At 71.7% G+C, this 23,745-nt stretch carries 23 protein-coding genes; 14 read left to right on the top strand and 9 right to left on the bottom strand.

The features are described 5' to 3' along the window. Positions 1-109 precede the first annotated feature (109 nt). From IL992_RS02010 to IL992_RS01995, 4 genes are read left to right on the top strand one after another with little or no spacing between them, the layout of a single operon-like run. Positions 110-481: a roadblock/LC7 domain-containing protein gene (locus IL992_RS02010; RefSeq protein WP_193201562.1), complete on the top strand. Its 372-nt coding sequence runs from the start codon at positions 110-112 to the stop codon at positions 479-481. Positions 482-495: 14 nt separating this feature from the next. Next, positions 496-1,341, top strand: a complete 846-nt coding sequence (locus IL992_RS02005) for a MarR family transcriptional regulator (RefSeq protein WP_193201561.1) — start codon at positions 496-498, stop codon at positions 1,339-1,341. Between the two features lie 38 nt (positions 1,342-1,379). Further along, on the top strand, positions 1,380-1,748 hold the full coding sequence (locus IL992_RS02000) for a roadblock/LC7 domain-containing protein (RefSeq protein ID WP_193201560.1): 369 nt from the start codon (positions 1,380-1,382) through the stop codon (positions 1,746-1,748). Between the two features lie 23 nt (positions 1,749-1,771). Next, positions 1,772-2,143 (top strand): hypothetical protein, encoded by a 372-nt coding sequence (locus tag IL992_RS01995; RefSeq protein ID WP_193201559.1) that lies wholly within the window; start codon positions 1,772-1,774, stop codon positions 2,141-2,143. A 31-nt stretch (positions 2,144-2,174) separates the two neighbouring features. On the opposite strand, the gene IL992_RS01990 is transcribed toward IL992_RS01995, so the two are convergent. Further along, positions 2,175-3,011, bottom strand: a complete 837-nt coding sequence (locus tag IL992_RS01990; protein WP_193201558.1) for an alpha/beta fold hydrolase — start codon at positions 3,009-3,011, stop codon at positions 2,175-2,177. Between the two features lie 42 nt (positions 3,012-3,053). Between IL992_RS01990 and IL992_RS01985 the strand changes: the two genes are divergently transcribed. Beyond that, entirely contained in the window at positions 3,054-4,523 is a 1,470-nt protein-coding gene (locus IL992_RS01985; protein WP_226872060.1) for an MFS transporter, read from the top strand. Here IL992_RS01985 and modA read toward each other — a convergent pair. Beyond that, on the bottom strand, positions 4,504-5,262 hold the full coding sequence (gene modA / locus IL992_RS01980; protein ID WP_319018267.1) for a molybdate ABC transporter substrate-binding protein: 759 nt from the start codon (positions 5,260-5,262) through the stop codon (positions 4,504-4,506). The genes IL992_RS01985 and modA overlap by 20 nt on opposite strands. Before the next feature lie 139 nt (positions 5,263-5,401). Between modA and IL992_RS01975 the strand changes: the two genes are divergently transcribed. Both IL992_RS01975 and IL992_RS01970 read left to right on the top strand, forming a co-directional pair. After that, the gene (locus tag IL992_RS01975; protein ID WP_193201557.1) at positions 5,402-6,586 is read left to right on the top strand and encodes a glycoside hydrolase family 18 protein; all 1,185 of its coding nucleotides are present in this window, start codon (positions 5,402-5,404) and stop codon (positions 6,584-6,586) included. Between the two features lie 269 nt (positions 6,587-6,855). Beyond that, positions 6,856-7,167, top strand: a complete 312-nt coding sequence (locus IL992_RS01970; protein WP_193201556.1) for a hypothetical protein — start codon at positions 6,856-6,858, stop codon at positions 7,165-7,167. Positions 7,168-7,227: 60 nt separating this feature from the next. Here the strand turns inward: IL992_RS01970 and IL992_RS45715 are convergent, their stop codons facing one another. After that, positions 7,228-7,932, bottom strand: coding sequence for a mandelate racemase/muconate lactonizing enzyme family protein (locus tag IL992_RS45715; protein WP_319018266.1), 705 nt, complete (start codon positions 7,930-7,932; stop codon positions 7,228-7,230). A gap of 592 nt (positions 7,933-8,524) precedes the next feature. On the opposite strand from IL992_RS45715, the gene IL992_RS01960 reads away from it, so the two are divergent. Then, positions 8,525-9,109 carry a Dps family protein gene (locus IL992_RS01960; RefSeq protein WP_079316626.1) on the top strand — a complete coding sequence of 195 codons (585 nt, stop codon included), beginning with the start codon at positions 8,525-8,527 and terminating at the stop codon, positions 9,107-9,109. Between the two features lie 21 nt (positions 9,110-9,130). Here IL992_RS01960 and IL992_RS01955 read toward each other — a convergent pair whose 3' ends face one another. Next, a complete protein-coding gene (locus IL992_RS01955) occupies positions 9,131-11,128 on the bottom strand; it encodes a phosphocholine-specific phospholipase C (protein WP_193201555.1) in 1,998 nt (665 codons plus the stop codon). 107 nt (positions 11,129-11,235) lie between these two features. Here IL992_RS01955 and IL992_RS01950 point away from each other — a divergent pair, with 107 nt between their 5' ends. Beyond that, positions 11,236-12,714 carry a multicopper oxidase family protein gene (locus IL992_RS01950; protein WP_193201554.1) on the top strand — a complete coding sequence of 493 codons (1,479 nt, stop codon included), beginning with the start codon at positions 11,236-11,238 and terminating at the stop codon, positions 12,712-12,714. A 6-nt stretch (positions 12,715-12,720) separates the two neighbouring features. Here the strand turns inward: IL992_RS01950 and IL992_RS01945 are convergent, their stop codons facing one another. After that, complete coding sequence (locus tag IL992_RS01945; protein WP_193201553.1) at positions 12,721-13,872, bottom strand: helix-turn-helix domain-containing protein; 1,152 nt, start codon at positions 13,870-13,872, stop codon at positions 12,721-12,723. Positions 13,873-13,919: 47 nt separating this feature from the next. On the opposite strand from IL992_RS01945, the gene IL992_RS01940 reads away from it, so the two are divergent. After that, a complete protein-coding gene (locus IL992_RS01940; protein WP_319018264.1) occupies positions 13,920-15,011 on the top strand; it encodes a winged helix DNA-binding domain-containing protein in 1,092 nt (363 codons plus the stop codon). 27 nt (positions 15,012-15,038) lie between these two features. Beyond that, positions 15,039-15,479 (top strand): SRPBCC family protein, encoded by a 441-nt coding sequence (locus IL992_RS01935; RefSeq protein WP_193201552.1) that lies wholly within the window; start codon positions 15,039-15,041, stop codon positions 15,477-15,479. On the opposite strand, the gene IL992_RS01930 is transcribed toward IL992_RS01935, so the two are convergent. Beyond that, a complete protein-coding gene (locus tag IL992_RS01930; protein ID WP_193201551.1) occupies positions 15,476-16,120 on the bottom strand; it encodes a TenA family protein in 645 nt (214 codons plus the stop codon). The two genes, IL992_RS01935 and IL992_RS01930, sit on opposite strands and share 4 nt — an antisense overlap. Before the next feature lie 268 nt (positions 16,121-16,388). Here IL992_RS01930 and IL992_RS01925 point away from each other — a divergent pair, with 268 nt between their 5' ends. Beyond that, positions 16,389-17,906 (top strand): pectate lyase family protein, encoded by a 1,518-nt coding sequence (locus tag IL992_RS01925; RefSeq protein WP_193201550.1) that lies wholly within the window; start codon positions 16,389-16,391, stop codon positions 17,904-17,906. An 85-nt stretch (positions 17,907-17,991) separates the two neighbouring features. On the opposite strand, the gene IL992_RS01920 is transcribed toward IL992_RS01925, so the two are convergent. Together IL992_RS01920 and adh are read right to left on the bottom strand one after the other, a co-directional pair. Beyond that, a complete protein-coding gene (locus IL992_RS01920; RefSeq protein ID WP_193201549.1) occupies positions 17,992-18,372 on the bottom strand; it encodes a DUF779 domain-containing protein in 381 nt (126 codons plus the stop codon). Next, positions 18,372-19,895, bottom strand: coding sequence for an aldehyde dehydrogenase (gene adh / locus IL992_RS01915; protein WP_193201548.1), 1,524 nt, complete (start codon positions 19,893-19,895; stop codon positions 18,372-18,374). The genes IL992_RS01920 and adh overlap by 1 nt, the downstream gene beginning before the upstream one ends. A gap of 166 nt (positions 19,896-20,061) precedes the next feature. On the opposite strand from adh, the gene IL992_RS01910 reads away from it, so the two are divergent. Continuing rightward, the gene (locus tag IL992_RS01910; protein ID WP_193201547.1) at positions 20,062-21,327 is read left to right on the top strand and encodes a serine hydrolase domain-containing protein; all 1,266 of its coding nucleotides are present in this window, start codon (positions 20,062-20,064) and stop codon (positions 21,325-21,327) included. Between the two features lie 2 nt (positions 21,328-21,329). Then, entirely contained in the window at positions 21,330-22,484 is a 1,155-nt protein-coding gene (locus tag IL992_RS01905) for an NAD(P)/FAD-dependent oxidoreductase (protein WP_319018263.1), read from the top strand. Here the strand turns inward: IL992_RS01905 and IL992_RS01900 are convergent. Then, entirely contained in the window at positions 22,477-23,739 is a 1,263-nt protein-coding gene (locus tag IL992_RS01900; RefSeq protein ID WP_193201546.1) for a helix-turn-helix domain-containing protein, read from the bottom strand. The genes IL992_RS01905 and IL992_RS01900 overlap by 8 nt on opposite strands. Between the last annotated feature and the right edge of the window lie 6 nt (positions 23,740-23,745).

Below are 23,745 nucleotides of genomic sequence, written 5' to 3'. Positions count from 1 at the left end.
TATTCTTCGGGACTAATCCGTTTATCCCGGCCGTTTCCGGCTTGGGCGACTCGTTCACCTGCTCCTCTAGTGTTGGCCGCGCTGTACCGGCGAGGCGAGGAGTTACGAGTTGATCGGGATAGAGGACTGCCTCACCGAGGCCATGTCGATCCCGGGCGCGCTCGGCGCCATTCTCGTGGACCACACCAGCGGCATGGCCGTCGCGGGAAAGGGGATCGCCGATCCCGGAAGGGCGGCCGCGGGGCTCAGCGAGGCCTACCGCGCCACGCTCGACGGGATCGCGATGGCCTCCCAGGAGACGGGTTTCCGGATCGAGGACGTGATCGTCACCACGGGCTCGGCCTACCACCTGGTGCGGCCCATGGAGATGATGTTCGACGGCCCGCTGCTGCTGTGCGTTCGCCTGGACGTGGAGCGATCGAACCTCGCCCTGGCACGACGGCGGCTGCGCACGATCACGGACCAGCTGGTCGCCTCCTGATGGAAGCCTGACCAGTGGCCCCGCCGACTCTCGACGCCGTGCTCACCGGCCTCGCCCAGGACGGGGCCACCGGCTCACTGCGGGTGGGCAAGGAGGGCACGGTCTACTACGTCCGCGGCCGGGTGTCGTACGTGGAGTGCGCGGCCACGCCCGGAGTGGAGGAGTTGCTCGGCGCGTCGGGCCGGATCAGCGCGAACGGGATGCGGCACGCGCGGCAGGAGGCCGGTGCCGGGGGCGACGGCGGCGCCCTGCTCGTGGAAAGAGGAGTGCTGAGCCGGGGCGAGCTGGAGTTCTCCATGCTGTCCGCCACGCTCGACGCGGCGTTCTTCCTGCTCACGTCGAGGACGGTGCGGACCAGGTTCAGAGAGAGCGACGCGCACTGGCTCGGCGTCCACTGGTTCTTCGACGTGCCGGGGCTGCTGCGCGAGTGTGCCAGGCGCCGGGCCCGGCTGGAGCGGGCCTGGCCGTCGGCCGAGCTGGACGCGCGGCCGGTGACGCCCCTGCGGCGGATCCCCGGCACCCACGCGCTGCTCACCCGGCTGCAGTGGGAGCTGCTGCTCTCCGCGGACTCCACCGCCACGCCGGTCGAGCTGGCCCGCCGCCTCGGGCGTCCGGCCTACTCCACGCTGCTGGCCGTACGGGAGCTCGCGGCGGCCGGCCTGGTGGTGACGGGCGAGACGGCGGCGCTGCCCAAGCGCACGCCCAAGCAGCCCACGCCGTCGCCCACGCCGTCGCCCACACCGCCGTCCCCGCCGCCGGGGGAGCCCGGGCGCTCCACCTCGGAACTGCCGCAGGTCAACGGCGACGCGACCGACGTGAACCTGCTGCTCAGGCTGCGTGACGCGCTGGAGGCGCTGTAGTGATCGGGTGGCTCAAGCGGGCCGGAAGGGGTGTCTCTGTGGACCTGCGCCACGACATACACGAGGAACTGGTCGTCCTGCGCGAACGGGCGCCCGAGATCACCGGAGCGCTCACCTGCACGGTCGACGGCATGCTCGTGACGACGGACCTGGCCGCCGACACCGAGCAGACCGCGGCGCTCACGTCGGCGCTGCTGTCGCTGAGCCGGAAGATGACCGATCTCGCCAGGATCGGGCGGCTGGAGGAGACGCTGATCTCCGGCACCCAGGGGCACACCGCGTGCTACGCCGCGGGCCCCACGCTCGTCCTCACCGTTCTCGCAGGTCAGGGAGCCAACCTCGGCCTGCTCCGGATCGAGGGACGCAGGGCGGCGAACAAGATCGCCGCCATCGTCGAACGCGGATGACAAACCAGAACAGGAGAAGCGGCATGGCGAACATGGACGTCTCGCTGAAGGAGATGCTGACCATCGACGGCGCGGTCGGCGCGGCGGTGGCCGACTACGGGAGCGGGATGGCGCTGGGCACGCTCGGCGGCTCCAAGGACCTCGACCTCCAGGTGGCCGCCGCGGCCAACACCGAGGTGGTCAAGGCCAAGCTCCGCGCGATCGACGCGCTCAAGCTCAACGACGCGATCGAGGACATCCTCATCACGCTGGGCACGCAGTATCACATCATCCGGCCGCTGACCGGCCGCGGCGGCAAGGGCTTATTCCTCTACCTCGCCCTCGACCGCAACCGGGCCAACCTCGCGATGGCCCGGCACCAGCTCCGCGCGATCGAGGACAAGCTCGAGATCTGAGCCCAGGCGCGTACCCGTCAGCCCCGCCCGGTCAGCCCCGGCCCGTCAGCTCCGCGATCGCCTCCGCGATGACGGGCCAGAGCGGGCGGGGCAGGTCGTGGCCCATCCCCGGGAAGGTCAGCAGCTTCGCGCCGGGGATGGCGTCCGCGGTCGCGGTGCCGCCTTCGAGGGTGACCAGCGGATCGTCCTCGCCGTGGATCACCAGCGCGGGCACCGAGAGCCCGCGCAGGCCCTCCGTACGGTCGCCGGAGATCCGGATCGCGGTGAACTGCCGGGCGGTGCCCGCGGGGTCGAACCCCCGGTCGCAGGCCTCCGCGGCCACCCGGGTGACGCGCTCGACGTCCATCTCGTAGCCGGGAGAGCCGACGACCCGCGCGGTCGCGACGGCGCGGGCGATCGCCTCGTCGCGGTCCCGCGCGGGGGGCGCCATCAGCGCGGTCATGGCCGCCTCGGTCGCCCTTCCCACGCGGGGCCCGGGCGTGGACATGATCGAGGTCAGCGTACGGACCCGGGCGGGGTGGCGGATGGCGAGGGCCTGGGCGATCATGCCGCCCATCGACGCGCCCACCACGTGGGCGCTCTCCCAGCCCAGCACGTCCATCAGGCCGACCGTGTCGTCGGCCATGTCGTCGAGTGTGTACGACGGGGCGGGCGCGGAGTCGTCCGCCGGGGTGAAGTGGGTGGACAGGCCCGCGTCCCGGTTGTCGAACCGGACGACCCGGTGACCGGACTCCACCAGCAGCCCGATCAGTTCCTCGGGCCAGCTGATCATCTGCGCTCCGAGCCCCATGATGAGGACGACCGGACGTCCCCCGGGCTCGCCGAAAACCTCGTAACAGATCTCGATGCCGTTCGCCGTCGCACGCATGCGCGCAGAATTTCATTCGGTTTGCCCTGCCGCAAGCGGCACATGACCGGATCTGTACGGTTGTGTGGTGTGGTGTCGCAAATGACCCGCCGACGGCGGATACTCGTCCTTCTCATCTGCTGTATGAGCCTGCTGATCGTCTCCCTCGACAACACGATCGTCAACGTCGCCCTGCCGTCGCTCGGGCACGACCTGCACGCGCCGGTATCCGGCCTCCAGTGGACGGTGGACGCCTACACCCTGACGCTCGCGAGCCTGCTGATGCTGGCCGGTTCGACGGCCGACCGGGTGGGCCGCCGCCGCACGTTCCAGACCGGTCTGGTGATCTTCACGGCCGGGTCGCTGCTGTGCAGCCTCGCCCCGAGCCTGGGCTGGCTCGTGGCCACCCGGATCGTCCAGGCCGTCGGCGGGGCGATGCTCAACCCGGTGGCCATGTCGATCATCACGAACACGTTCACCGACCGCAGGGAGCGGGCCCAGGCGATCGGCGTGTGGGGCGGCGTGGTCGGCGTGAGCATGGCGCTAGGACCGGTCGTCGGCGGCCTGCTCACCGACACGGTGAACTGGCGGGCCATTTTCTGGATCAACGTGCCCATCGGCCTGCTCGCGCTGTTCCTGACCTGGCGCTTCGTCCCTGAGTCGAAGGCGCCCTCGGCGCGGAGGATCGACCCGGTCGGGCAGGTGCTGGTCATCGTCCTGCTCGGCACGCTCACGTACGGGATCATCGAGGGCCAGGCCGCGGGTCCCGCCGTGAGCGCCGTCTGCTTCGTCGTCGCGGCGGCGGCCCTGGCCGCACTGGTCGTCTTCGAACTGCGCAGGCCCGAACCACTCATCGACATGCGGTTCTTCCGCAGCGCGCCGTTCTCGGGCGCGGCCGTCATGGCGGTGTCGGGATTCGCCGGCCTGGGGGCGTTCCTGTTCCTCAACACGCTCTACCTGCAGAGCCATCGCGGGCTTTCCGCCCTCGCAGCGGGGCTGTGCACGCTGCCGGTCGCGGCGACCACGACGATCGTGGGACCGCTGTCGGGACGGCTCGTCGGCACCCGCGGCCCCCGCGTGCCGCTGATCGTCGCGGGCGTGTGCCTGGCCTCCGCCGGGGCGCTGCTGTCCCAGGTGACGCTCACCACGCCACTCCCCCTGCTGCTCGGGATCTACGTGGTCTTCGGCGTCGGGTTCGGCGTGCTCAACCCCCCGATCACCAACACCGCGGTCTCCGGGATGCCGCTCGCGCAGGCGGGGGTGGCCGCCGCGGTCGCCTCGACCAGCAGGCAGGTGGGCCAGTCCCTCGGCGTGGCCATCGCGGGGTCCGTCGTTTCCGGCGCCGTCTCCTCTGCCGGCGCGAACAGCGCATTCGTCCCGGCCGCGCACGCGGCCTTCCGCGTCAACGCCCTGTACGGGCTGATCGTGCTGGTGGTCGCCCTCCTGACGACCGGCCGCTGGGCCAGGGCCACGGCCGAGCGTACGGCGGCCAGGCTCGCGGAAAGCCCGCAGGTCACCCTGTCACGGGGGTGAAGCCGGCGCTCGCGAGGACCTTGCGGCCCTGGTCCGACAGGACGAGGTCGACGAACTCCCGGGTCAGGGCGAGGCGCCCGGTCCCGGGGACGGTCGCGATGAGATAGTCCTCGGCGACCCTGGCCGCCTCGGGGAAGTCCACGCCCTCCACCGCTCCCGCCTCCGCCTTGATATCCGTACGGTAGACCAGCGCCGCGTCCGCCTCGCCGAGCCGCACCTTGGCCAGCACCTTGGCGGCGTCGGGCGCCTTGCCGTTTTGATCCGGGCCGATGGGCGTGACGGTGACGCCGGCGGCGGCGAGCGCCGTGTGGGCGGCCGCGCCGCACGGCGCCGACTCGGCGCACAGGGCCACCCTGACGCCGGGCGCGGCCAGGTCCTTCAGGCCCGTGACGTGGGCCGGGTCACCCTTCGGCACGGCGATCTGGAGGCTGTCGCGCGCGAAGACCCGCGGGCCGGGCGCCCCCGACCGGCGCATGGCCGCCGGGCCGGCCGCGGCGAACAGGTCGGCCGGCGCTCCCCGCACGATCCGCTGCGCCAGCGCCGGACTGCCGCCGAAGTCGAACCGGACGGCGACGCCGGGGTGGGCGGCCTCGAACGTCCTGCCGAGCGAGCCGAACGTCCCGGTGAGCGAGGTGTCGGCGAACACGGTGAGCGTCTGCCTTCCGCCCCCGCAGCCGGTCACCGCGAACAGCACCAGCGCGAGCGCCGGCGACACGACCCGCAGGCGTACGCGATTCACGGATCCACAGTAGCGAATGGGAGGCAATTCATTCCATTTTTATCGCTCTATATCGGAGCTATGGTTTCACCATCTCACGGATTGCGCTGTGCGGATGTTTCGTAATCCGGCATTAATTCATTCCTTTGGAGGTGGCTTCATGCCTGTAGAGCTTCTGAGGACCGCCGGGGCGCTCGTGCTCGCCCTGGCGGCCATGCCGGCGGTTCCGGCCGCCGCGGCGGACCCGCCCTCGGTGGTGATCGACTCCTCCGAGGCCTCCCCCGGCGTCATCCGGCTCACCGGGCGCTTCACCGGCGCGTACGACGTGAACGTGGTGGTGAACGGCGAGCGGATCGAGCGCGCCAGGGTGAGCGACCCGGACGCGGACGACACCGGGACGTGGTCCTACGACCTCGACACCAGCGGGATGGACGGCGAGGTCGAGGTCTACGCCAAGGCCACGAACGCCGAGACGCGGTACGGCACGTGGTCGGAGCCGCTGACACTGCGGGTGGACAACCCGCGGGCCAGGGCGCCGGAAGTCTCTATCGCCGAGCCCGCCGACGGTGCGCGGCTCACCCGGCCCGCGCTCGTGCGGGTGAACGTCGCCGGCGCGGACGTCCGCACGGTGCGAATCCGGGTCAACGGCGGCCCGTGGCAGCGCGCCGCCGGAGCCGGCGGGCGGTACGTCGCGCCGGTGAACCCGGCGAAGTACGGCGACGTGATGGCGAGCCTGGAGGCCGAGGCGGTCGACGCGCGCGGCCACGTGTCCAGGTCGGCCAGCACGTACGTGGCGTTCGGGGCGGCGAAGAAGGAACGCCCGGTGGCGCACCGGCAGGACCGGGCGATGTGGATCTGGGAGAAGGCCTCCTACAACCTGGTGCTCAACCCCGGGTCGCGCCGCCTGCTGGAGACCGTGCTCGCGCCCGGCTCGACGCTTTACCTGGGCGTGGACACGTACGCGGGGCGCGACATGATCGAGGACGCGCGCCCGGAGCTGCGCGATCTCGTGACCTGGGCGCACCGCCGGGGGATGAAGGTGCACGCCACGGTGGCCGCCGGGACCCGACCGCCCTACCTCGGGGCGCTCGCCCGGCATCGCGACCGCGCCGTCCGGGAGATGGAGCGGGTGCTCGACTACAACCTCTCGTCGGCGCCGGCCGAGCGCTTCGACGGGATCAACGTGGACATCGAGCCGTACAGCCTGCCGTGGCTCAACAGCGACAAGCCGGACGTGCAGATCCAGTGGCTGGACACGCTGCGGGCGATGATCGCACGCCGAGACGGCATCATCGCGCAGGCGGCCGTCCGGAGGCGGCCCATTCCCATGCCAAAGGAGGCATGAATTCATTCCTTATAACACCTGGAGCCACCTGACGGAATGAATTCCCTCCTAAGGGGACGCCGATTCCGCACCCTGGCCGCGCGCCTGCGGCAGGAGATCATGCAAGGCCGCTGGCCGGTCGGCGGCAGGCTGCCGACCGAGGCCGAGCTGGCCCAGACCTCTACACCGGCAACCACGACAACATCCTGGCCGACCTGCTCACACCGGTCGCGAGCCGTCGTGTCGTCGGCGGGCTGCTCGGCCAGTGGGCGGTGTGGACCCGCGCGGCCGTGCTCATGTTCGAGGAGGTACGGCGCGCGTGGGCCGGGGACGACGAGGTCCTGCGCTCCCTGCTGGGCCGCGCCGACCTCACCGACGCCAACGGCGCCGTCTTCGACGTGGCCGGCGGCTTCCACGGCTGCATCGCCGGGGTCCACGAGGTGCTGCGCGGGCAGGGTCTCCTGGCCGGCACATGGTGCCTCGACCCCGGAGAGGGACTGTCCCCGGGGCAGGCCGAGGAGATCGCCCGGGTGCGAGCCGCCTATCCCTGGCTGGTGGACGACGACTTCGTCGCCGCCGGCCTGGACGACTGGCTGCACTGAGCCGGGCGCCCGGGGCGGGAGGTCGTCCCGCCCCGGGCCGGGGACCGACCGGAGCCGCCGTCAGACGCTCCAGTGCGCCGAGGCGAGGGCGCGCACCGCGTCCTCGTCCACCTCGACACCGAGGCCGGGCCCCGTCGGCACCAGGGCGGTGCCGTCGGCGACCTCCACCGTGCTCCCCCCGACATAGGCCGAACGTACGAACTGCCGTCCGTTCAGATCGACGGGGGTGTCGACGCCGAACGCCGCGAACAGGTGCAGCGAGGCGGCGAACCCGAGATCGGTGTCGGTCAGCCCCGACCCCATGATGCGCAGCCCCGCGTCCTCGGCGAGCTGGCACAGCCGCCGCGAGAGCGTCAGCCCGCCAGAACGCTGGACCTTGGCGATGGCGATGTCCACCGCGTCGAGCTTCACGAACGTCGCCAGGTCGGAGGGGTGACGCAGGCTCTCGTCCAGGGCCACCGGCAGCGGGCTGTGGTCACGCAGCCTGCGCAGCCCGGTGACGTCGTTGGCGGGCAGCGGCTGCTCGAACGCCGACACGTCGAATTCCGCGAGCCGGCGCGCCATGCGCAGCGCGGCGTCCACGGTGTAGGCCTGGTTGGCGTCCACCCAGATGGGCGCGTCCGGCGCCGCCTCCCTGACCGCCGCCACGATCGAGACGTCCGTCGCCTCGTCGTGCAGGCCCACCTTCACCTTGTACGCGTGATAGCCCTCGGCCCGCCCCTCCTCGACCGCCTTGCGTACCTCGTCGGGAGCCTGCCCGGCCACGATCCAGCCGAGCCGGATCCCGGTCGAGGCGGCGCTGGCCCCAGAGAACGCCGACGGGGACCCCGAGGGCCCGGCCGAGCAGGTCGTGCAGGGCGATGTCGAGCGCGGACTTGGCGATGGGGGAGCCGATCGTCGGCGTCGCCTCACCCCAGCCGGTTACGCCGCCGGCCGTCACCTTGACGAGAACACGTTCCGCGGGCTTTCCCGCCGTGGTGACGCTCCCCCCGGAAATGCTGAACGACCTGATGGAGGGCAATTCGAGGACGAACGTCTCCACTCGCTCGACCACCAGCGACTCCATGATTCTCCCATCAAATGAATTCATCCCTAATTCCTTGTCTTAATATCCCGAACCTAGCATGTCGGAAATATTCGACCAATCAATGGAATGAATTCCTGCGCCACGCCTTTCCGATCACGGCGACGCGCGGCGCGCCGTCGAGATCACCCTCGGCGGAGGTCTCCACGGAGGATCACGGCGCGCCACGCCGGCCGGGACGCCGGCGACGAAAGCCCCAGAAGGGTGTTTAGAGGTCATGGCTGGCGAAAGACTACCTGTTGGGTATAAACCGATCGAGCGAGGAGAGCCATCTTGAGCGTCAACCCTTCCTCCAGAGTCCGTGAGAGCAGCCAGCCCTGGCTCCACCAGAGGGGCACCGAGATACAGGCGTTCGGTACCGTGCGGGACTTCCCGGTCGGGCTGCCGAGGGAGACCCGCGAGTACTCCTGCCAGCGGCTCAACCAGGTCCTGGCCGACACGCAGATCCTCTACAGCCTGTACAAGAAGCATCACTGGCTCATGCGGGGGCCGACCTTCTACCAGCTACACCTGCTTCTCGACAAGCATGCGAGCGAGCAGTTGCCGATCATCGACGCGGTCGCCGAACGCATCCAGACTCTCGGCGGCGTCGCGGTCGGCGATCCGCGCCAGGTGGCGGAGATGACCGTGATCCCGCGGCCGCCGGACGGCGTGGAGGAGGTGCCCGCCATGCTGTCCCGGCTCCTGGAGGCGCACGAGACGATCCTGGTCGCCGCGCACGACGCCGCCTCCCGGGCGGACGAGATGGGCGACGACGGCACCAACGACCTCCTCGTCTCCCAGGTCATCCGCACGGGCGAGCTGCAGGCGTGGTTCCTCGCCGAGCACCTCGTGGACACGCCGCTCGTCCGCGCCTGACCTGTGTTCCCAGCCCGGGCGTCACCCCGTGACGCTCGGGCGGCCGTTCTCGATGTGTCCCATCAGCCGCCGGGCGAACCCGTCGTGCCCCGCCACCCCGATCATCAGGTCGTACCACCCGGTGGGCGCGTGCCACTCCACGCGGGCGCCGTCTTCCGGCGCGATCCGGACCGTACGCGCCGCGCCGCCGTAGGCCAGCGGGGTGACCGACACCTCGACCGGAAAGGTGCTCCGGTTCGCCGCGGTGATCACGACCGCGCGGGCGGCGGCGTCGACCGCGCCGGTCACCTCCACCGGGTCGGCCGTCCCGCCGCGGAACTCGCGGCGGAACCCGTTCGGCCCGACGAGCACCAGGTCGTACGACGGGCAGGGGAAGTAGAACACCTCCTCCGCCGCGCCGAGCACGTCGAAGTGCCTCGGCTTGGCGAGTTCGCCCAGGTAGCCGTACAGGATGAAGTGGGCGGAGGCCGCGCCGGAGTTGCGTATCGCGATCTCCACGGACCGCCCGCGCACGACCGCCTCGGCGTCCGGCTGGTAGGGCAGCGCGCGGGCGGGCTTGACCCCCGGCTCCTGCGCCGGCATCCGCTGCTCGGCCGGCGCCTGCGGATACCACCGGTCACCGGCGGGCAGCGCCCGTGACCCGCTCACCGCCTCCTCGGCTGTTTCCTCGATGGCGGGCGGCGCCGTGGGCGTGGCGAAGTCGAAGGCGGAGGTGAGGTCGCCCGCCACCCGGCGCCGCCATTCCCCGATGGGCGCCGTGATCCCGAACCGGCGCTCGAGGAACCGTACGGTCGAGGTGTGGTCGAACGTCTCGGAGCAGACGTGGCCGCCCACGCTCCACGGCGACACGACGATCATGGGAACGCGGACGCCGAGGCCCATCGGCCGCCCGCCGACGAACTCCTCCGGGGTGCCGTCGGGCGGGACCGGCGGCGGGACGTGGTCGAAGAAGCCGTCGTTCTCGTCGTAGGTGATGAACAGGGCGGTACGCGCCCAGACCTCGGGGTGCGACCCCAGCGCGTCCAGCAGCCGGTAGACGACCCGTCCGCCCTCCACGGCCGATGACCCCTCGGGGTGCTCGGAGTCGGCCAGCGAGGGCACGACGTACGACACCGCGGGCAGGCGCCCGGCGGCCACGTCGGCGGCGAACCACTCCGCCAGACCACCCGCGGGGGCGCGGCGCAGCGCCCGGTCGTAGAGGTCGCGGTCGGCCGGCTCCAGGGCGGCCGCCCGCGCCTCCAGCTCCGCCAGCAGCGGCGCCGGGTCCTCCGCCGCCCGGACCTTCTCGTAGAAGGAGCGCATGCTCCCCAGCCCGATCCGGTCCATGACCGCCGCGAACGGCCGGAAGAACTCCAGGTTGTTGCACTCGTAGTTGTCCCACTCCTGGTACACCTGCCAGGTGTGCCCGGCCCTCGTCAGCAGCTCGGGCACGGTGACCCAGTCGTAGCCGGGGTGCCCCTCCGCCCCCTCGGACGCGACGTTGTCCAGCGCGCGCTGCCGGGTGCCCGGCTCATAGCCCGTGTAACCGGACATGTGGTAGTTGCGATTGGGCGTCGTCGAGGTCAGCAGCGAGCAGTGATAGGCGTCGCAGATCGTGAACGTGTCGGCCAGCTCGTAGTGGAAGGGCAGGTCGCGCCGGTCGTAGTAGGCCATCGAGCCGGGCCCCTTGCTGGGCACCCAGGCGTCGTTCCAGCCCATGGCCCAGGCGTTCTGGGTGCCGAGCCAGGTGTGGTCGTGCGTGTCGAGCAGCATCGGGTCCGCCCCTGCCCGCTCGGCCGCCTCCCGTACCGAGAAGGGCAGCACGCCGTCCTGCTCGAAGATCGGCCGCCAGGCCCGGGTGGACACCGCGTTGCGGTCCCCGAACCCCCGCACCCCGCGCATGCGGCCGAAGTAGTGGTCGAACGAGCGATTCTCCAGCATGACGAAGACGACGTGCTCGACGTCGGACAGGCTCCCCGGCGGGACCGGCCGGGCCAGCGCCCGGAGCAGGGAAGGCGGCAGCGAGGATCCGGCCGGCATGGGCGCCCCTTCAGGAGGAATCACGCGAAACGCCCACAACCTAACAAGGCCTCCCTCGCCCCGGCGATTCGGCCCTGACAGGGATGGATCACTAAAGTCTGCTCGCCATGCATCGACGTAAATTCCTCACGATCGCAGCCCTGTCAGGCCTGTCAGGCCTGTCCGCGGCCTGTAGCTCCGGTTCGGACTCCACTTCCTCGTCTCGCCCGGCCGCGCTCGATTTCCGCAATCCCCTGCGGGTGCCCCCGCTGCTCCACCCCAAGCCGGGCAAGGACGGCGTACGGCGCTTCGAGCTGTCCATGCAGGCGGGCCGGACGCGGATCCTGGCCGGCAGGCAGACGCCCACCTGGGGCTTCAACGGAGGCTTCCTCGGCCCGACGCTGCGCGCCGGCCGCGGCGACAAGGTCCAGATGGCCGTACACAACGGGCTCCCCGAGGTCAGCACCGTGCACTGGCACGGCATGCGCCTGCCGGCCCGGATGGACGGCGGTCCGCACCAGCCCATCGAGCCGGGCGCCGTCTGGACGCCGCACTGGACGATCGACCAGCCCGCCGCCACCTCGTGGTATCACCCGCATCCCCACGGCGCCACGGCTCAGCACGTCTACCGGGGCCTGGCCGGGATGTTCATCCTCGACGAGGACCTCGATCTCGACCTGCCCGGCGACTACGGCGCCGACGACTTCCCGCTGATCCTGCAGGACAAAAAGTTCGCCGCCGACGGCTCCTTCGACGGCGACCCGCTGAAGGGCACCTTCGGCATTCTGGGCGACCACATCCTCGTCAACGGCACCTACAACCCCCACCTGACCGTCACCACCGAGCGGGTGCGTTTCCGCGTGCTCAACGGTTCCAACGCCCGGATGTACAACCTGGTCTTCGCCGACAAGCGCCGCTTCCACGTCATCGCGAACGACGGCGGCCTGCTCGGCGCCCCGGTCGAGGTCGAGACGATCTCCCTCACCCCCGGCGAACGCGCGGAGATCGTCGTGGCGTTCGCTCCCGGCGAGCAGGTGGTGTTGCGCACCGCCGACAACGGCGTCGACATCGGCACGGGCGACTTCGACCTACTGAAGATCGTCGCCGCCGCCGACCTCAAGCCGGCTCCTGCCGTCCCCGCCCGCCTGGCCGCCCTGACCCCCATCACCCCGCCCGCCGGCGCCACGGTGCGGCACTTCAAGCTCAACGGCCACGACGCCATCAACGGCAAGGGGATGGACATGGCGCGCATCGACGAGGTCGTGCCCGCCGGCGCCGTCGAGATCTGGGAGATCGAGAACAACGTCTACTCCCACAACTTCCACATCCACGAGGTCGCCTTCCAGGTGCTGGAGGTGGACGGCTCCGCGCCGCCGGCCTACGCCACCGGCTACAAGGACACCGTCTACGTGCCTTCCAAGAGCGTCGTGCGACTCGCGGTCCAGTTCGGCGGCTACACCGACCCCGCCTCGCCGTACATGTACCACTGCCATATCCTCCGACACGAGGACTCCGGCATGATGGGGCAGTTCGTGATCGTCGAACCGGGCACCGAGAGCCGGGTGAACCGCACCGTCCCCGCCCACACAAGCCACACAGGCCACTGACGCCCGTCAGACGAAGGAGTGCCTGCGCGCTTCCGGAGTGGACGGCAGGTGGACGCGGCCCAGCTCGCGCAGGGCCCGGGCCGCCCCGGCACGGCGGGCCAGCACGAGCGCCCGCCGGGCGAGGTCGGCCGCCTGGTCCCGCTCGTGCGCCTCGGCGTACGCGTGCGCCTTACGGGCCAGCACGTACGCCGCGAGATACGCGGGCGCGGCCGGGGCCGGCTCGCCCTCCAGGAGCTCGATGGCGCCGCCCGGGCGGCCCAGGTCGACCAGGCAGCCCGCGCACAGCTCCGCCCGCGTCTCGCCCGACTCCTCCGGGCACTCCTCCAGGCACTCCTCAAGGCAGCGGTGGCACAGCTCCACCTCGCCCGCCAGCGCGTGCGCCCGGGCCTCGTGCCGCCGGGACAGCGTCCCGACCTCGGACGGCACGCCCGTACGCTCGCGGGCGGCCACGGCCGCCTCGACGATCTCGCCCGGCTCGGCGGCGTCGACCAGCTCGGCCCGCTGGATCAACGCGAAGGCCTCGGTGCGGGGGTCGCCTGTCTCGCGCGCCTCGCGGATCGCCCGGTCGGACCAGGCCCGTGCCCCAGGCGTGTCGCCCGCCTCGTGCTCCATCCCGCTGATCAGCTCCGCGTCGCGGGTGGCGAGCGCGAGCAGCGGTCCCCGCGCGGACGGCCGGGCGTCGCGGCGGAACGCCTCGATGCCCGCGAAGACGGGCCGCAGCGCCGCCACGAGATCGGCCGGCCGCGCGTGCGGCACGGCGCAGGCGTCGAGCACCCGCTCGAAGTAGCCGACCGTGCCGGCGTCGGCGCGCCAGGGACGCTCGATGGCCCGGCCGACCCGCTCCTCCTCCTCTTCGGGGAACAGGCCCGGCATCAGCGGAATGCCGGTCAGATGGTGCCACAGGGTAGTGCCCGACTGCGGCCCGACGAACAGATCCGCCTCGTCCACGCCGAACACGCGGCACAGCAGCTCCGCGTGGCCGGGGTCCGGCCGCCGCTCCCCCGCCTCCCATGCGCGCACCGGGTCCGCGGGCAGGCCGGGCTCGGTCCCCCCGGCGGCTTCGGTCAGCCGTTCTTCCAGATCCCGGCGGCTCCACAGCCGCCCGCGGCGCAGCGCCCGCAGCCGTGCGGCCCACAGCGGGACGTCAATAGTGATCATCAGCGGCACCCCCCGGGTTTGTCGGTGCCGGGCGTTATGTTTGCGGCGTGCTGACCCGACGCGATCTCAACCGCGCCTTGCTCGACCGCCAGATGCTGCTGCGCCGCCACGACGCCAAGGCTCTGGCCGCGATCGAGCACCTGGTGGGCATGCAGTCGCAGGCTCCTCTCCCAGCCTACGTCGGCCTGTGGACCCGCCTGCTGGACTTCCGGCACGAGGACCTGGCCGGGCTGCTCACCGACCGCACGGCCGTACGGATCGCGCTGATGCGCGGCACCATCCACCTCGTCAGCGCCGACGACTGCCTCGCCCTGCGGCCGGTCATGCAGCCGCTCCTCGACCGGTTGCTGCGCACCTCATACGGCAGGCGGCTCGTCGGGGTGGATCTCGGCGAGGTGGCGAGCGCCGCCCGCGCCCTGATGAAGGAGCGGCCGCTGAGCTTCGCGGAGCTGGAGGAGCTGCTCGGCGAGCGGTGGCCGGGCCGCGACGCGCTGGCCCAGGCCGTACGCGCGGTCGTGCCGCTCGTGCAGGTGCCGCCGCGCGGCGTGTGGGGCGCCTCCGGCCAGGCGCGGCACGTCCCCGCCGAGTCGTGGCTGGGCCGTCCGCTCGGCGACGGCTCGGCCGCCGGCGACATGGTGCTGCGTTACCTGCGCGCCTTCGGACCGGCGTCGGTGAAGGACATGCAGACCTGGTCGGGCCTGACCGGGCTGCGCTCGGTGGTGAAGGGCCTCGACCTGGTCACCTACCGGAACGAGAACGGGGTGGAGCTGTTCGACCTGGCCGAGGCGCCGCTGCCCGGCCCGGACGCCGAGGCGCCGGTGCGGTTCCTGCCCGAGTTCGACAACCTGCTGCTCTCCCACGCCGACCGGACCCGGGTGATGGCCGAGGAGCACCGCCTGCGGGTGTTCACGGTCAACGGGATCATCCGCGCGACGATCCTGGTCGACGGTTTCGTCGCGGGGTTGTGGCGGATCGAGCGGAGGCGGACCGAGCGGGCCGGGGAGATTGCGGTCCTGGAGATCGAGCCGTTCGAGCCGCTCGGCGCCGCCACCCGCGAGGCGCTGGCGGCCGAGGGCGAGCGCCTGCTGGAGTTCGCGGCCGGCGACGCCTCCGCGCGCGACATCCGCTTCCTGAGGTAGGACGCTCACCTGGGTAGGACGTACGGGGTGGAGACCCTCTCGGTGGCGGTGGACGCGAAGGCGAGCCCGGAGCGGGTCTTCGCCGTGCTGACCGACTGGCCCCGGCAGCACGAGTGGATGCTGCTGACCCGGGCGTGGGTGGTCGCCGGTGACGGCCGCAGCAGGGGCAGCAGGCTGGCGGCGGCCACCGGGGTAGGCCCGCTGTCGTTCGTGGACACGATGGACGTCACCGGCTGGCGGCCGCCACACGAGGTGGAGGTCCGCCACACCGGCCGTGTCGTACGCGGCGTCGGGCGGTTCCACGTGCTGCCCCGTCCCGGCGGCGGGAGCAGGATCGTCTGGGAGGAGCAGCTCCACGTGCCCCTCGGCCTGGCCGGGCGGATCGGCTGGCGGATCGCCGGACCGGTGAGCGCGGTCTTCCTGCGCGTGTCCCTGCGCCGCCTCGCCGTCCTCGCCCTGCGTACCTAGCCGAGCGCCATGTCGAAGAAGCGGCGCTCCAGGGTGGTCGCCCGGCGGAAGACGTCGAGCACCCGGGCCCGGCCGTTCTCGTCGAGGCCGGGGCCGAGGCGGTCGAGTTCGCCGCGCAGGAAGCCCACCCACGCCTCGAACTCCGGCCCACTGTGCAGGTCGATCCACTCCCGGTGGACGAAACTCTCGGCGGACCCGATGGTCCGGGAGGCCCAGCCGAGGTAGGTCCACTCGGCCACGCACAGCACCGCCAGGATCAGCGGATAGTCCTGGCTGAGGCGCACCTCGTCCATCAGGGCCCGGAACTCGACCGTCACCGGCTCCGGCGGGGCCTGCTCGCCCCCGAGCGCGGCGAGCGCACGATGGAAGTAGCTGTGCTCGGTGTCGGCGACGGTCTGCCCGAGGAAGCGGCCCACGGCCACCCGCGCCTCGAAGGTGTCGGCCGCGGCGACCGCGGCGCCGAGCAGCGCCGTGAAGGCGTCCACGAACTGGAAGTCCTGCTCCAGGTAGCGGCGCATGTCGGCGGTGCCACTGTGGATCGCAGCCGCGAAGGGGTGCATGACCACCGCCGTCCAGTCCGGCTCGCTCCGCGACCGCAGCCACGCGCTGAACGGCGTCTCCAACCCCGGTTCCTCGCTCATTCGCCATCCTTCCCCGCGATCCGGCGTGAACGTTTCACGATGATCTCAGAGGACCGCCGTCCGTCTCCACCTGCCCAACCGGGGTGCGCGACGGGGCGGGCGGAAACCCGCGCGGGCGAACCCGTTGACCGGCGCTTAACAGGTCCGTAATTTGATGCGTGTTGTTCCTCCTCGTGAATGCTGTTCGCATTCATGAACGCCCCCCTTCGCGGGACCAGGAGTCACCCCCTCGGTCAGGGGTCCTGCACGACATGCAAGGAGCTCGGCTTTGAGAACCAGAACCAGCACCGGAGTCGGGGTGATCGGCACCGTCGTCGGGGTCGCCGCCCTGGTCGGCGGCGTCTTCGCCGGCGTCTCCAATGCGGCGCCGGGCGCGGGCGCCTACCGGATCGTGAACGGCGCGAGCGGCCTGTGCCTCACCGTTCCGGGCAGCAGCACCTCCGACGGCGTGCAGCTCACGGTTTCCAGTTGCAACGGCGCGAGCAACCAGACCTGGAACCTCTCGTCCCAGGGCGGCGGCTTCCGCCTGGCCGCCGGCAACAGCGGCAAGTGCGCCGGGGTGAAGGACGCCTCCACCTCCGCGGGCAAGGCCGTGCAGCAGGAGTCGTGCTCCGGCTCCTCGTCGCAGACCTGGGAGCTCACCAGCTCGGGGTCGAACTACCAGGTGGTCAACGCCAACAGCGACAAGTGCCTGAACACCAAGGACAACTCCACGCCCTCGGACGCGCTGGTGCAGCAGAACTCCTGCGACTCGGTGTCCACCAAGCAGTGGACCCTCCAGCCGGCCGGCTCGACCCCGAGCGGCACGCCCACGGCCACCCCCACGAAGACCCCGTCGCCCACGCCGAGCACCACGCCCACGGGCGGCCCGACCACCCCGCCCACCACCGGGCTGATCGGCTGGGCGACCCAGGGCGGCGGCACGACCGGCGGCGCGGGCGGCGCCACGACGACGGTCACCTCCCTGACCGCGCTCGCCACCGCCGTGAAGGGCGACGCCGCGAAGATCGTCCAGGTGGACGGCAACTTCACCTGCTCGGAGGACGTGCGGGTGGGCGGCAACACCACCATCCTCGGCGTCGGCGCGAACTCCGGTCTTACCGGCTGCGGCCTGAACATCCGTGACGTCAGCAACGTCATCGTGCGCAACATGAAGATCTCGAAGGTCCAGGCCGGCAACGGCAACGGCGACGCGATCCACCTCGACAACGCCAAGCGCGTGTGGCTCGACCACAACGACCTGTCGAGCGACACCAGCCACGGCACGGACTACTACGACGGCCTGCTGGACATCACACACGGCTCCGACTACGTCACCGTCTCTTGGAGCAAGCTGCACGACCACGTCAAGTGCTCGCTCGTCGGCCACAGCGACGGCAACAGCTCCGAGGACTCCGGGCACCTGCGCGTGACGTACCACCACAACGCGTTCCAGACCTGCGCCCAGCGCAACCCGCGGGTGCGCTTCGGCAACCCGGTCCACGTGTTCAACAACTACTACTACAAGGACCCGTCCTACACCGACTACAGCTACGGCATCGCCTCCACCTGCGGCGCCGGGGTGCTCGTCGAGGGCAACTACTTCGAGAACATCGCCGAGCCCACCCACACCGCCGAGGGCTCGTCGCCGGGCGGGTCGATCGTCGCCCGCAACAACTACTTCGTGAACTCCGGCACGCCGCAGACCTCCGGCAGCGTCGCCTCCATCCCGTACTCGTACACGGTGGACAACCCCAGCGGCGTGAAGGCGAACGTCCTCGCCAACGCGGGCACCGGCAGGATCTAGTTCCAGACAGCACAGGTGCCGGCACGTCCCTGTGAACTCCCCGAGGCCGCGGCCAACCCCGCCGCGGCCTCCTCTCGCCTGACGGTCAGCCGTCGAGGGCGGCGCGTTCGGCGTCGGTGAGCAGGCGGGAACGGATCAGGAAACGCACACCCTCGGGCGCCTCGAGGGAGAAGCCGCTGCCCCGGCCGGGGACGACGTCCACGGTCAGATGCGTGTGCCGCCAGCGCTCGAACTGGCTCGCCGACATCCAGAACGTGACCGGCTCGTCGACGCCCTCGACGGCCAGCGAGGCGAGCAGCACGTCCGAGGAGCCGGTGCGGAACTCGCCCTCCAGGTAGCACATCGGGGCGCTGCCGTCGCAGCAGCCGCCGGACTGATGGAACATCAGCGGGCCGTGGGCCGCCCGCAGCCGCCGGATGAGGTCGGCGGCCGCGGGGGTGAGGTCCACGCGGGACACCTCGGGCATCAGAAGAAGCCGAGCTTCGAGGGCGAGTAGCTGACCAGCAGGTTCTTCGTCTGCTGGTAGTGGTCGAGCATCATCTTGTGCGTCTCCCTGCCGATGCCCGACTGCTTGTAGCCGCCGAAGGCGGCGTGGGCGGGATAGGCGTGGTAGCAGTTCGTCCACACGCGCCCGGCCTGGATGGCCCGGCCGGCCCGGTACGCCTTGTTGACGTCCCTGGTCCACACGCCCGCCCCGAGGCCGTACAACGTGTCGTTGGCGATCTTGATCGCGTCGTCGAAGTCGGTGAACGAGGTCACCGAGACGACCGGCCCGAAGATCTCCTCCTGGAACACCCGCATGTGGTTGGCGCCCTCGAAGATCGTCGGCTCCACGTAGTAGCCGCCCGACAGCTCGCCGCCGAGGTCGGCGCGGTGCCCGCCGGTGAGCACCTTGGCGCCTTCCTGCCGGCCGATGTCCAGGTAGGACAGGATCTTCTCCAGCTGGTCGTTGGACGCCTGGGCGCCGACCATGGTGGCCTGGTCCAGCGGGTGTCCGCGGACGATCTTCTCCGTACGCTCGACCGCTGCCTCGAGGAACCGCTGGTAGTGGCCCTGCTGGATGAGGGCCCGGGAGGGACAGGTGCACACCTCCCCCTGGTTGAGCGCGAACATCGTGAAGCCCTCCAGCGCCTTGTCGAAGAACTCGTCGTCGGCGGAGGACACGTCGTCGAAGAAGAGGTTGGGGCTCTTGCCGCCGAGCTCCAGCGTGACCGGCTTGATGTTCTCGCTGGCGTACTGCATGATCAGCCGTCCGGTGGTGGTCTCCCCGGTGAACGCCACCTTCGCGACCCGCGCGCTGGAGGCCAGCGGCTTGCCGGCCTCGACGCCGAACCCGTTGACGATGTTGAGGACGCCTGGCGGGAGGAGGTCGGCCACCAGGCTCATCCAGTAGTGGATCGACGCCGGGGTCTGCTCGGCCGGCTTCAGGACCACGGCGTTACCGGCGGCCAGCGCCGGCGCGAGCTTCCAGGCGGCCATGAGGATCGGGAAGTTCCACGGGATGATCTGCGCGACGACGCCGAGCGGCTCGTGGAAGTGGTAGGCGACGGTGTCCGCGTCGATCTCCGACAGGCTGCCCTCCTGGGCCCTGATCGCCCCCGCGAAGTAGCGGAAGTGGTCGATGGCCAGCGGGATGTCGGCGGCCAGCGTCTCCCGGATCGGCTTGCCGTTCTCCCAGGTCTCGGCGACGGCGAGCCGCTCCAGGTTCTGCTCCATGCGATCGGCGATCCGGTTGAGGATGTTCGCCCGCTCGGTCGTGGACGTACGGCCCCAGGCGGGGGCGGCGCCGTGCGCGGCGTCCAGCGCGCGCTCGACGTCCTCGGCCGTGCCGCGCGCTACCTCGGTGAAGGTCTGACCGGTCACCGGCGTGGGGTTCTCGAAGTACTGCCCCCGCTGCGGCGGGACGTACTCGCCGCCGATCCAGTGGTCGTAACGCTGCTCGTACGCCATGAGGGCGTCCGGCTGTCCCGGCGCGGCGTAACGGGTCATGAGATGGACCTCCCGGACAGGGTGTGGGTCTGACGCCCCGGACGTTAATCGCGGGCACGTTGCCGACACGTTGCGTCCATGTTCCAGACGTTTCGCACACAGCCTCCGGGCCGCACGGTCAGGGCCGCGGTCATGAACGGTCAAATCTCCCCTAAGATCACGCGTCATGACTTCGGAAACGTTTTCCGTCTCCCGCAGGGCCGCCCTGCGCCTGCTGGCGGGCGGCGCCACGGCGGGGCTGGCCGCCGGGCTGCCCGCGTTCCCCGCGAGCGCGGCGGCCCGCGCGTGGAGCGTCACCGGCCGCAGCGCGACGTCGCTCAAGCCCTTCGACGACACGCTGAAGCGCTTCATGCAGGCGCGGACGATCCCGTACGCGTCCCTGGCCGTGGTACGCAAGGGCAAGCTCGTGCTCGCGCGGGGCTACAACTGGACGGCGGACACCTCGTTCGCGGCCGGGCCCACCTCGCTGTTCCGCGTCGCCAGCCTGAGCAAGCCGGTCACCGCCGCCGCGGTGCTGAAGCTGGCGCAGGACGGCAAGCTCAGCCTCTCGGCCAAGGTCGCCCCGCTGCTGGGGCTGAGCACGACCGCCGACCCGCGCCTCGCGAACGTCACCGTGACCCACCTGCTGCAGCACCTGGGCGGCTGGGACCTCGACGTGTCGGGCGACCCGATGTTCAGCGACAGGGCGATCGCGGCCGCGCTCGGCGTCCCGCTGCCGGTCACCCAGGCGCACATCATCCAATACACCACCGGCCGAAAGCTCGACCACGCCCCCGGGACGACGTACGCGTACTCGAACTACGGATACCTCCTCCTGCAGAAGATCATCGAAAAGGCGAGCGGGGTCTCGTACGCGAGCTACGTCCAGAGCAAGGTGCTGACGCCCCTCAAGATCAAGCGGATGGTGCTCGGCAGGACGGCGAAGAGCCTCCGCAAATCGGGCGAGGTGCCGTACTTCTCCCAGTACACCGGCAAGAGCGTGATCGACACCTCCAACTCCGTGGTGCCCTTCCCGTACGGCGGGTTCAACCTCGAGAACATGGCCGCCCACGGCGGCTGGCTCGCCACGGCCGTCGACCTGGCCAAGTTCACCACCCTCTTCGACGCGGCCGGCGTGCTGACCTCGGCGTCGATCTCCAAGGCGTTCGCCAAGCCGTCGATCGGGATCAACTCCGACGGCTGGTACTACGGCCTCGGCTGGCAGGTCCGCCCGGTCACCGGGGGCCGCAACACCTGGCACACGGGGTCGCTGGCCGGCACCTCCACCCTCATGGTCCGGCGCTACGACGGGCTGAGCTGGGTGGTGCTGTTCGACCAGCGCGACGACGCCTCGGGGCTGAACTACGGGGACATCGACTCCCTTCTCCACACCGCCGCGAACTCGGTGAAGTCCTGGCCCACCACGAACCTCTTCTCCACGTACGGTCTGTAAATGTGGACGACGTCTGGGACCTGGTGGTCGTCGGCGCCGGGCCGGCGGGCTCGGCCGCCGCGCTGCGGGCCAGGCAGCTCGACCCCGGCCGCCGGGTGCTGCTGCTCGACCGATCGGACTTCCCGCGCGACAAGGCCTGCGGCGACGGCATCGCGGCCCACGCACGGCAGGAGCTCGCACTGCTCGGGCTGCCCGGCCTGCTCGACGACCACCGGCCGACGCCGCGGCTGTCGGTGACGTCGCCCGGCGGAGCCCACGTCTCGGCCGTCGTCGCGCGGCCCAACCACGTGGTGCCCCGCCGGGTCTTCGACGCCCGGCTTGTCGAGGCGGCGCGGGCGCGGGGCGTGGAGCTTCGCCGCCACCGGGTGCGTACGCTGACCGCCCTCGGCGAGCATGTCGTGATCGACGGCCATCTGGTCGCCCGCACGGTCGTCGCCGCCGACGGCGCCAACTCGGCCGTACGGCGGCTGATCGGCGTCCCGCCGAGCCCGGACCGGCACACCGCCATCGCGGTGCGCGGGTACGCCGACGTGCCGCCGGACGACGACGAGCAGGTCATCGTCATGCAGAGTGAGGCCTGGCCGGCCTATGCCTGGTCGTTCCCGGTGGGCGACGGCACGGCCAACGTCGGCTACGGCCTGCTGCTGCCGGCCCTGAGACAGACCGGCCGGCCCGGGCGCGAGATCCTGCACGGGCGGCTGGCCCGGCTCATGCCCCTGCTGGGCGAGATCAGGTCGCCCGTCCGCGATCTGCGCGCCCATCACCTGCCGCTGTCGAGCGGGCGGCCGGTGCCGGGGGCGGGCCGGGTGCTGCTGGCGGGCGACGCGGCGAGCCTCGTCAACCCGCTGACCGGCGAGGGCATCTACTACGCGCTGCTGTCGGGGCGGCTGGCCGCCGAGGCGGCGATCGGTTCGCCGAGCGACCCGCTGCGAACCTACCGGCGCGGGCTGCGCCGGGCGCTCGGGCGGCACCTGCGCACCACCGACGCGCTCGCCCTGGCCGCCCGCTCCCCCGGCTTCATCGACGCGGCGATCGCCGTCGCCGCGCACCGCACCGAGGTGTTCGACCTGCTCGTCGACGTGGGGCTCGGGGCGGGCACCGTGCCGCCCCGCCTGGCGGCGGCGGTCGCCCTCCGCTGGCTTCGGGGCCTCACCTGAACGGCAGGCCGTACTCCGCGTCGAGGTCCCGCACCCGCCGGGCGGCCCGCGCCCGCGCCGGGGATCCGGCGGGCAGCACGGCCAGCAACGCCTGCCAGGCGACGATGTCGTCCCTCCCCCACGGCGCGCGCGTCCACCGTTCGAGCAGCGCGGGGTCGCGCCGGGCCACCAGCAGGTCGCGTACGCCGTCGTCCAGCAGGCGGCGCTGCCAGACGACGCCGGGCGCGTCGGAACCAGGCAGGAGCGGCCCCCGATAGGCCCGCAGCGCGGCGTCGGCGTCCGCGGCGGCCAGGTGCTCGGCGAGCTCCTGGAAGTCGGCCCGCACCGGCACCCGCAACCGGTACGGACGGGAGTCGAGCAGCGAGCCGAGCCGGTGACGCAGCCGGGACAGCTCCGCGCGCAGCGTGACGGGGTTCAGCATGCGGTCGCCGTACAGCTCCGCGCTGAGCCGGTCGCTGCCCAGGCCCTCGGGGTGGCAGGCCAGCAGCACGACGATCTCGCTGTGCCGGGGGCCGAGCCTGATGCGGCGCGGGCCCTCGGCGAGCACGGCGTCGTCCCGGCCCAGGGCCGTGAGCGTCACAGCGGAGGGCAGGGCCGGAGCGGGGAGAGTGGCCAGATGGGCCTCGGCGGCGCGGGCCGCCGCCTGCACGAGGGCCAGGCTGTACGGGCTGGCCAGGTTGTCGCCGCCGGTGACGTCAACCGCGCCGAGCAGGCGGCCGGTGTGCGGGTCGTGGATCGGCGCGGCGGCGCACGTCCACGGCTGCACCGGTACGGCGAAGTGCTCGGCCGCGAAGATCTGCACCGGGTGGTCGACCGTGAGCGCGACGCCGGGGGCGTTGGTGCCCGCGTGGGACTCGTCCCACCGGGCTCCGGCGACGAAGTTCATCCGCTCGGCCCGCGCCCGCGCCCCGCGATGCCCCTCGACCCACAGCAGCCGGCCGGCCGCGTCGCACACCGCGAGCAGGTGCCGCCCGTCGTCGGCGATGCCGCCCAGCAGGTCGCGGAACAGCGGCAGCACCTGGGCCAGCGGGTGCGCGTTGCGATACTCCTCGAGTTCGGCGTCGGTGAGCTCCAGCGGCGCGAGCGCGTCCGGGTCCACGGCCCGCGCCGAGCGCCGCCACGAGTCGGCGACCACGGAGCGCACGGGTCCGTCGATCGCTCCGGCCGACAGGAAGCGCTCATGGGCGCGGCGCAGCTCACCCGTACGCTCCGCCGCGTCGGCCCCGGACTCAAGCGCGAGCCATGGATTGGTCACGGCGCC

The sequence above is a fragment of the Microbispora sitophila genome (assembly GCF_014892245.1).
GTDB lineage: Bacteria > Actinomycetota > Actinomycetes > Streptosporangiales > Streptosporangiaceae > Microbispora > Microbispora siamensis.
The sequence above is the reverse complement of the archived record's forward strand: the minus strand, read 5'-3'. Positions and strand labels throughout refer to the sequence as shown.